Consider the following 7738-nt stretch of genomic DNA (forward strand, 5'->3'; position numbering starts at 1 on the left):
GTTCAGCGTCGTCGGCGCCGCGACCGCCGACAGCGTGTTCTGAGCTCGGACGGCGACAGCGCCGTCCGCTCTCACCGGCGTCCGAACTCACACGACGACCGAGACGACGGCGAAGAGGATCAGCACACCGGCGATGTCACAGACGTTGGTGACGACCGGGATGGTCGTGTCGTCGGGGTTGAGCCCGATCCGGTACGAGGCCTCTACGGCGGCGACGCTGGCGACGACGACGAGGACGGCGAGGAGCATCCCCGAGACCAGCGAGACGAGGAGCACCTGTCCGAGCCCGAGCGTGCCGCCGAGCGCGACGCCGATCGCCCACGCGGCGACGCCGACGACGCCGAAGACGGTCCCCGCCAAGGCGAACACGGCGCCGGCGTTCGCCCTGAGGTCGGGGTTCGACGGGTCCAGCTCGTACGTCCCGAGGTAGAGCTGCGTGGTGAGCCGCGAACAGGTGATCGACGCGAGGTTCCCGGCCGTCCCGATCTGGACCGGCACCAACACGAGGAGCGCCGGGTTGCGGACGAGCACCGCCTCGTACGTCTCGAGGACGGTGCCCGAGACGAGCTGGAGCACCGACAGCGCGGCGAGGAGCGGGATCATCGTCCGAACGATCCGACCGATCGACCACTCGTCGGTCATCGTGGTCTCCGCGCCGGGCGCCGAGCCGCCGCCCGAACCGGACATCGAGCCGCTACCCGTACCGGACGTCGAGCCGCCACCCGAACCGGACGTCGAGCCGCCACCCGAATCGGACGTCGAGCCGCCTCCCGCGTCTGCGTCCGTCACAGCACGGCCCCCACGACGTAGATCCCGACGAGGAGGAAGAGGACGCCGAACACGTCGCCGAGCGTCGTCACGACGGGGCCGATCACGTTGTCCGGGTCGAGCCCCCGGCGGTAGCCGACGAAGATGACGGCGATCAGCACTGAGATCATGAGGGTCGCCGAGAGGAACCCCGCCACGACCATGATCCCGACCAGCTGGAGGAGGTTCCCCTCCGTCCCGAGGAGCGTCAGCCAGAGGTAGGTGACCACGGCGATGAAGACGGAGACGCTCATCCCGTTGATGAAGGAAGCGAGGATCGCGTTCCTGAGCCGCCGGTCGAGCCGGAATTGGGGCTCGATGAGTCCCTGGTGGAGCCCGGTCGAGAGTCGGGCCCCGAGGGAGCCGTACACGCCGCCGCGGGTCGCGAGGAACGCCGGGAGCAGGAGGAGGAGGCCGGGGACCTCCGAGATGCCTGCGCGCATCGTCTCGGAGCCGAGGATGGTGCCGGCGAACAGCCCGGCGACGAGGCTGACGAGGATCACCGGCAGCGCCTGTCGGTAGACGTCGCGTGCGGTGTCGTGGCCGGCCATCGTGCATCCCGACGCGAGGGAGGCTCAAAAACCGGTCGGACGACGTGGCCCGCATCGTTAAGTCGGTCGGGCGGTTTCCGATCGCATGGACTACTCGCTCGCCATCGAGAACGGGCCGGAAACAATTCCGGGCGGCACGGGGCTGCTGCTCGTCCACCCGAGCATCGGCGAGACGGACCGGATCGACACGGACTTCCTGAAGACCGACACCGACGCGTTCCTCGTCGTCTCCACGCGGACCACCGCGCGGGAGGTCGAACAGAAGCTGGAGTACTACGACGTCGACGAGACGAAGGCGACGATCCTCGACACGCTCTCCGTCGAGCGGGGCTACTCGCGGCGCTCCAGCGACGACGTCTTCTACGTCTCCGCCCCCGACGACCTCGACGGCGTGGTCGACCGCGTCGAGCGGTTCCTCACGGAGAACGAGGGGAAGCGACGGGTGTCGGTCGACTCGCTCACCGAGATGGCGTACTACGCAGACGACGACGCGGTGTTCGAGGCGGCCGCGGACATCCTCGCGCTCCTCGACGAGCACGACGCCGTCGGGATCTTCCACCTCTCCGAGGAGGTCCACGAAGTCGCGACGCTCGATCGGTTCCGGGAGCTGTTCGAGGGCGTCATCGAGCTCGACGGCGAGGGCAACGTCACCTTCGACATCTAGGATCGTATCCTGTCAGGCGCCGTCGTCGACCATCGATTCGAACGTCTTCTCCGCCCACTTCACCGCGTAGGGAGCGCCGCGGTCGCGGTAGGCGGCGGTGTCGAGCGCGGCGAACGGCGCGGGGAGGTCGAGGCCGTGACGGAAGGCGGAGCAGGCGTACTCCGTCGCGCTCGCGAAGTCGGTCTCCCCGCGGGCGACCTCGCCCGAGAGGTCCCCGAGCCGACCCTCTAGGCGATCGCCGGCGTCGACCCAGGCGTCGAACAGCCGTGGGCGGGTCCCCTGCCACGACGCGAAGACGTCGCGGGTGTACAGCCCGATCCACGCGTCGAACAGCGCGGCCGCGACCTGGAAGACGTCGCTCGGCCCGTGGCTCGTGGTCGAGGCGCCGGTGTCGGGATCCGGTCGGCGGATCGCGGCGTCGAGGTCGCGGTAGCGCTCGCCGAAGAACGGGAGGAAGCTATCGGGAAGCCGGTCGGGAGAGGCGTCGTCCGGGAGCGACCCCGGAGACGGCGAGACGCCGACCTGGACCAGCCGGTCGGCGATCAGGAACGCGAGGAAGTCGTCCGGAGTTCCCTCCGCCCGCTTCTTGACGAGCACCGTCTGCGGGTCGGTCTGGGTCGTCCGGACGACGGTGCCGTCGCCGGGCAGTCCGACGGTGAACGCGGAACCGGCGTACCGCCGGAGGAGTTCCGGCGCCTCGTCCGGGAGCCACGCCGCCGGGAAGGAGGCGGGCGAGAGCCCGTCGACGAACAGTCCGAGGTCCTCGGCCGCCGCCGGCGGGAGCGTCTCGAAGTCGGCGTCGACGTCGAGGACCGGAGAGCCGGAAGCGTGTTCCTCCCGGACTGCGTCGAGGTCATCGTCGAGCGACCGAGACGAGAACATCAGCCGAGCACGTACGAGAGGATGATGAGTACGGACAGGGCCGCCGAGACACCGATCGTACCGACCACGATCGTAGTGGATTTGCTCATGTCGGATGTTGGGGTCGCCGGTCGTTTAAATCTATATTACTTCGGACAGTCGCGAGGGGGCCGTTCGGGTGCGAGGCAGCCCGTGTAGGCGCGAGGCGGTCCGCGTAGACACGAGGCGGTTCGTCTAGATGGGAAACGGTTCGTGCAGACGGGGACGTTTCGGGTGGAACCGACGTGTTTTCGACGGATTCCGGCGACCGTTCGACAGCGGGTTTATACGGATCCGTCCGATAGCCGTGGTATGCGGATTCGTGACGCACTCGAATCAGACGCCGAGGCGCTGGCATCGGTCACCGGTCGGCCGCGGGAAGTCGCGAGAAATATGATCCACGACCGGTCGGTTCGGGTCGCGGTTGAGGGCGGCGATCAGAGTAGCGACAGCAATAGAGATGAGAGCGGCACCGCCGATAGCGACGAGAACGGCGCCGGCGATGACGACGAGAGCGACGACGGCGACGACGGGGAGTCGGTGCTCGGCTTCGTCGCGTTCGACGTTCGCGGCGACACCGTCCACGTGACCGACTTCGACGGGAACGGGTCGACGGTCGAACGGCTGTTCGAGGAGCCGCGGCGGTTCGCGCGACGAGAGGAGATGGGCGTCGAAGTCGTCGTCCCGAACGACGAGGCGACGAGCGAGGTCATCGAGGCCTCGGGGTTCGCGGCCGCGGGGAGAGGCCCGCGGTTCGAGGGGCGACGGACCACCCGATACCGGATCGAGTTCGAGGAGTTGAACGGTCGGAACGACGACTGAATCGAAAAGGGGTCCTGCTCCGGTACCGACGGGTGTGTCGTCGAACCGGACTGACAACGGACTGGTGATGGACGGACTGGTGACGGACGGACTGGCGATCAGTCGAACCGCTGTTGAACGATCTCGAGCGCCTCCTCCCTGTCGGCCCAGTCGACGAACACCGCGACCGACGTCGCGCTCGTGATCAAGTCGATGATGTTGATCCCGTCTTTGGCCAGCGGGGCGATGATCTCTTGGATGACGCCGGGCTGGTTCGGGAGCTCGCCGCCGGTCACGCGGATGACGGCGATGGGGTCGGCGACGGTCACCGACGAGAGCGCCTCGTCGTCGACGACGGCCTCGTGGAGGAGGGCCTCGGCAGTCTCCGCGATGTCGACGTCGACGTAGAACGTGACCGAGTCCATGCCGGAGGCGACCGCGTCGATGTTGATTTCCTCCTTGCGGAGGGAGTTCGCGAGCTGCGAGAGGATGCCGGACCGGTTGCGGATCGCGCGCCCGGCGATGGTGAGACACGCGAGCGGCTCCTCGCGCATGTCGATCAGGCTCTCGAACTGCCCCTCGATCCGAGTGCCGCCCCTGAGGAGGTCGCCGTGCTGGTAGTGGACGACGCGGACCGACAGGTCCTCGTCCTTGTACGAGAGCGCCGACGGCGCGACGACCTCCGCGCCGCGGAACGAGAGGTTCCGCAGCTCGTCGACCGTGATTCGACCTACGTTCCGGGCGCCCTCGACGACCCGTGGGTCGCCGGTCATGACCCCCTCGACGTCGGTGACGATCACGACCTCGTCGGCGTCCATGTAGTTGCCGAGCATCACCGCGGTCGTGTCGGACCCGCCTCGACCGAGCGTCGTGACGTTGCCGTCGTGGTCCTCCGCCAGGAAGCCGGTGATGATCGGGACGACGCCGTCGAGCCGCTCCGCGATGGCGTGCGCGCGCTTCTTGGTCTCCTCGATGTCGACCTCACCGAGCTCGTTCGTGATCACCGGCCAGTCGGGGTGGCCCGGCTCGAGGAAGACGGCGTCGATGTCGCGGACCGACAGCGCCGCCTTGAGCATCCTGACGCTGGTTCGCTCGCCCATCGAGACGATCTCGGCGCGGTCGGCGTCGTCCGTCTCGAACGTGATGTCTTCGAGGAGGTCGTCGGTGGTCGATCCCATCGCGCTCGCGACGACGGCGATCTCGTGACCGGCCTCGACCGCGTTCGCGACGGAGTCGGCCGCCCGATCGATGCGGTCCCCGCTACCGAGGCTCGTACCGCCGAACTTAGCAACTACGCGCATACGCACACCCCGTCGGGAGAACTCCGAGCGGTGTCGTCGCGTCGGATCGAACGAGAACGCAAGTCAGTGCCGCCGCATCGGATCGGACGAGAGACGGCTCGAGACCCCGAAGTGAAAGCGTGATCAGTAGACATGAGCGCCCGTAGCGGAGGAAGCCGCATAACTGTGTTCACTTCGACAATGGTCGCCCGAACGTGCAGTTCGCGGGAGCGACGACTTTCGGTGGAGTACGGTCAGTAGCGCTCTCGTCGGAACTCCGTCGGCGTCACTCGTCCTGAATGCCCCACGCGTCGGGCATCTCGATGACGTATCTGCCGTCCTCCTGTAGCGAGATGATGTACTCCTGCCGGTCGTACAGCTCCATCAGATTGAGTTCGTACTTTCCGGGGCTCACGATCCGAATGCTCTCGAACTGCTCGTTGAGTTCGTCCCGGAGCTCGCCGATGTCGGGACGAGGCCCCTCGGAGTCGGTTGAGTCTCTGGTGTCCGCGCCCGATTCCGAGTCGACTGGGTGGCTCGCTCGGTCGAGTTCGTCGGGCGAGACAACGTCGGAGCGGGCGCTCGCCTGCGCAACGTCCTCTTCGCTGCGCTCGCGGACGTGTTCGGTCCCGGTCGTCGAGTCGGTTGGGTCGGCCGGGTCGGCCGGGTCGGCGTCGGGAGCCGTGGGGTCAGTGTCGGCAGCGGAAGACGCGTCGGCAGCGGAAGACGCGTCTACGGGGGTCGAGCCGGTGGTGTCGCCGACGCCGTCGGGATCGGTCGAATCGAGGTCGCCGCTCCGGGGAGATCGATCGTCCGTTGTTGTCGCGTCCTCCGCCGTCACCGCGTCTTCCCCCGTCGGGGGTTCGTCAGTCGTCGCGCGTTCGTCAGTCGTCGGGGGTTCGTCAGTCGTCGCGCCCGCGGGCTTGAACTGGAACTTGTTCCCACCGCAGTCCGGACACCCGGAGAGCATCTCCTTCGATCCGTCGGGGAACGTCCGGCCGCAGGTGGTACACTGGTGAGGCATCTATTTTCGGGAGACGAGCGTGCTGATGAGGTTCTCGTCTTTGTGCAGTGTCTCGATCCGGTTGGCCGGACCGATGACGGTGAGCTTCTGTGCCGACTTTCGACCTATCAGCTTGTCGAGGAAGCTCTGGTCGGTCGTCTCCGCCTTCGGATACGTCTCGATCTCGATTCCGGTGAAGTCGTCCGGGCTGATCTCGGTCATCGTCACCTCGATCAGTTTCGACTCCTCGTCGGGGGAGAGCCCCTCCTCGAGGATGACGATGTTGCCGTCGCGGACGCCGTCGAGAATGAGGCGGATCTTCTCCATGCCGGTGAGCCCCTCCATCCGGGCGCCGCTTATCATGTCGATCCGGACGCCGTCGTCCGTGTCGTCGGGCGACGCGTCGCCGTCGACGTTGGGGGTCGGTCCGGGCATCAGCCGAAGTACTCCGCGATCTTCGTGTACACTTCGTCCATGTTGTCGCCTTCGAGCGCCGAGAGGGGAATCGTCTCGTGCTGCGGGAAGGCGTTGGCGATCTGCTGGACGTTCGCTCCGGGAAGGTCCGTCTTGTTAGCGAGGATCAGCGCCGGGAGGTCCTGCGACTCGATGATGCCGATGAGCATCGTGTTCACCTGCGTGAACGGGTCCGTGGAAGAGTCGAGGACGTAGATGACTCCGTCGACGTCCTCGCGGAGCCAGTGCATCGCCTCCGCGACCCCCTCCGTCGCCTCGCGGGAGCGACGCACCGCGTCGTCCTTCTCCATGTCGTGATCGAGGAACTCCTTGTAATCCACCTTCGTCGTCACGCCCGGCGTGTCGACGATGTCGATCGTTACCTTCCGACCGTTCCGCTCGATTTCGACGTTCTCCTTTCGTCGAGCCCGTCGGGTCTCGTGCGGGATGTGGCTCTCGGGCCCGACGGCGTCACCCGTCCAGTCGCGTGCGATCCGGTTTGCGAGGGTCGTCTTTCCGGCGTTCGGCGGCCCGTAGATCCCGATACGCTTGGGTTCGTCGGCCGCGAACAGCCCGTCAGTGACCCGTGATATGCTGTCTTTGAGATTCGTGAGCAGTCCCATCCTGACCTCCAATCCTGGTTTCTCCCGAACGAGCCGTGTCCCGCGTCACCGCCTCGATCCGGCCGCACCCGGGGTTCGTTCGGGGAATTAAGGTAGAATCCACGCCCCTCTCACTTAAGAACTGCGTCAGACGTTCCGATCGTCCGATTTTGAACGCGTGCGGATTCGAGCCGCTCGATATCGGTGTTCGTTTCGAATATCCGAAACGAGATCGCCGCGGCCGAAACGGAGTCGAAGGAAATCGAGCGGCGGCAGCGCCGCGACTGAACGGCGGCAACGGCGTCCTAACGGCAGGAGCGCCGTGACTGAGCGGCAGGAGCGCCGTGACTGAGCGGCAGCAGTCCCGTTACTGAACGGCGGTAGCGGAGAGCCGGGCACGACTGACACGGAGCCGGCCGCCGACCCGTACCATTTCCCGGTTCCTCCCCCACCCCTTCGTTTCGACTGGAGACGGGGCTCGGTGCGGGTGGGGGGTCGGTGGGAGATCGAATATCCGGGCGAAGCCCGTTTAATGATGGGTTAACACCGCTACAAACAACCCTAAACAAACAACAATAATCTCGAGAGGTTTGTCGAGGGTACTGTTTCTCATGGTTGCTTATAAAACCTTCTATTTGTAGTGACGCCCCCCGAGCACCCCCACCCCTTCGTTTCGA

General features: G+C 66.5%; 9 protein-coding genes. 2 read left to right on the forward strand and 7 right to left on the reverse strand.

Annotated features, from left to right (window positions below):
- Positions 1 to 87 precede the first annotated feature (87 nt).
- Positions 88 to 687: a magnesium transporter gene (locus DJ81_RS10205; RefSeq protein ID WP_249269114.1), complete on the reverse strand. Its 600-nt coding sequence runs from the start codon at positions 685 to 687 to the stop codon at positions 88 to 90.
- Positions 688 to 785: 98 nt separating this feature from the next.
- Entirely contained in the window at positions 786 to 1358 is a 573-nt protein-coding gene (locus tag DJ81_RS10210) for a magnesium transporter (RefSeq protein WP_094524759.1), read from the reverse strand.
- 85 nt (positions 1359 to 1443) lie between these two features.
- On the opposite strand from DJ81_RS10210, the gene DJ81_RS10215 reads away from it, so the two are divergent.
- Entirely contained in the window at positions 1444 to 2022 is a 579-nt protein-coding gene (locus tag DJ81_RS10215; RefSeq protein WP_094524760.1) for a hypothetical protein, read from the forward strand.
- 12 nt (positions 2023 to 2034) lie between these two features.
- Here DJ81_RS10215 and DJ81_RS10220 read toward each other — a convergent pair whose 3' ends face one another.
- Positions 2035 to 2904, reverse strand: coding sequence for a hypothetical protein (locus DJ81_RS10220; RefSeq protein WP_094526066.1), 870 nt, complete (start codon positions 2902 to 2904; stop codon positions 2035 to 2037).
- Positions 2905 to 3234: 330 nt separating this feature from the next.
- On the opposite strand from DJ81_RS10220, the gene DJ81_RS10225 reads away from it, so the two are divergent.
- Positions 3235 to 3744: a hypothetical protein gene (locus DJ81_RS10225; RefSeq protein ID WP_094524762.1), complete on the forward strand. Its 510-nt coding sequence runs from the start codon at positions 3235 to 3237 to the stop codon at positions 3742 to 3744.
- Positions 3745 to 3842: 98 nt separating this feature from the next.
- Here the strand turns inward: DJ81_RS10225 and DJ81_RS10230 are convergent, their stop codons facing one another.
- The 4 genes from DJ81_RS10230 to DJ81_RS10245 form a co-directional block, all read right to left on the reverse strand.
- Positions 3843 to 5024, reverse strand: coding sequence for an aspartate kinase (locus DJ81_RS10230; protein ID WP_094524764.1), 1182 nt, complete (start codon positions 5022 to 5024; stop codon positions 3843 to 3845).
- A 265-nt stretch (positions 5025 to 5289) separates the two neighbouring features.
- Positions 5290 to 6027 carry a Zn-ribbon containing protein gene (locus tag DJ81_RS10235; RefSeq protein ID WP_094589550.1) on the reverse strand — a complete coding sequence of 246 codons (738 nt, stop codon included), beginning with the start codon at positions 6025 to 6027 and terminating at the stop codon, positions 5290 to 5292.
- Positions 6028 to 6441, reverse strand: coding sequence for a DUF2073 domain-containing protein (locus DJ81_RS10240; protein ID WP_094524766.1), 414 nt, complete (start codon positions 6439 to 6441; stop codon positions 6028 to 6030).
- The gene (locus DJ81_RS10245) at positions 6441 to 7082 is read right to left on the reverse strand and encodes an Era-like GTP-binding protein (protein WP_094557855.1); all 642 of its coding nucleotides are present in this window, start codon (positions 7080 to 7082) and stop codon (positions 6441 to 6443) included. The genes DJ81_RS10240 and DJ81_RS10245 overlap by 1 nt, the downstream gene beginning before the upstream one ends.
- Positions 7083 to 7738 lie beyond the last annotated feature (656 nt).

Origin of the sequence: Halorubrum sp. Hd13 (assembly GCF_002252755.1) — an archaeon.
In the GTDB taxonomy this organism is placed as follows: Archaea; Halobacteriota; Halobacteria; order Halobacteriales; family Haloferacaceae; genus Halorubrum.

Excerpts from the sequence above, each read along its gene's own strand:
- DJ81_RS10215 (WP_094524760.1), top strand. The coding sequence starts at position 1,444 with ATGGACTACTCGCTCGCCATCGAGAACGGGCCGGAAACAATTCCGGGC.
- DJ81_RS10210 (WP_094524759.1), bottom strand. The coding sequence starts at position 1,358 with ATGGCCGGCCACGACACCGCACGCGACGTCTACCGACAGGCGCTGCCG.
- DJ81_RS10240 (WP_094524766.1), bottom strand. The coding sequence starts at position 6,441 with ATGCCCGGACCGACCCCCAACGTCGACGGCGACGCGTCGCCCGACGAC.
- DJ81_RS10245 (WP_094557855.1), bottom strand. The coding sequence starts at position 7,082 with ATGGGACTGCTCACGAATCTCAAAGACAGCATATCACGGGTCACTGAC.
- DJ81_RS10220 (WP_094526066.1), bottom strand. The coding sequence starts at position 2,904 with ATGTTCTCGTCTCGGTCGCTCGACGATGACCTCGACGCAGTCCGGGAG.
- DJ81_RS10205 (WP_249269114.1), bottom strand. The coding sequence starts at position 687 with ATGTCCGGTTCGGGCGGCGGCTCGGCGCCCGGCGCGGAGACCACGATG.
- DJ81_RS10235 (WP_094589550.1), bottom strand. The coding sequence starts at position 6,027 with ATGCCTCACCAGTGTACCACCTGCGGCCGGACGTTCCCCGACGGATCG.
- DJ81_RS10230 (WP_094524764.1), bottom strand. The coding sequence starts at position 5,024 with ATGCGCGTAGTTGCTAAGTTCGGCGGTACGAGCCTCGGTAGCGGGGAC.
- DJ81_RS10225 (WP_094524762.1), top strand. The coding sequence starts at position 3,235 with ATGCGGATTCGTGACGCACTCGAATCAGACGCCGAGGCGCTGGCATCG.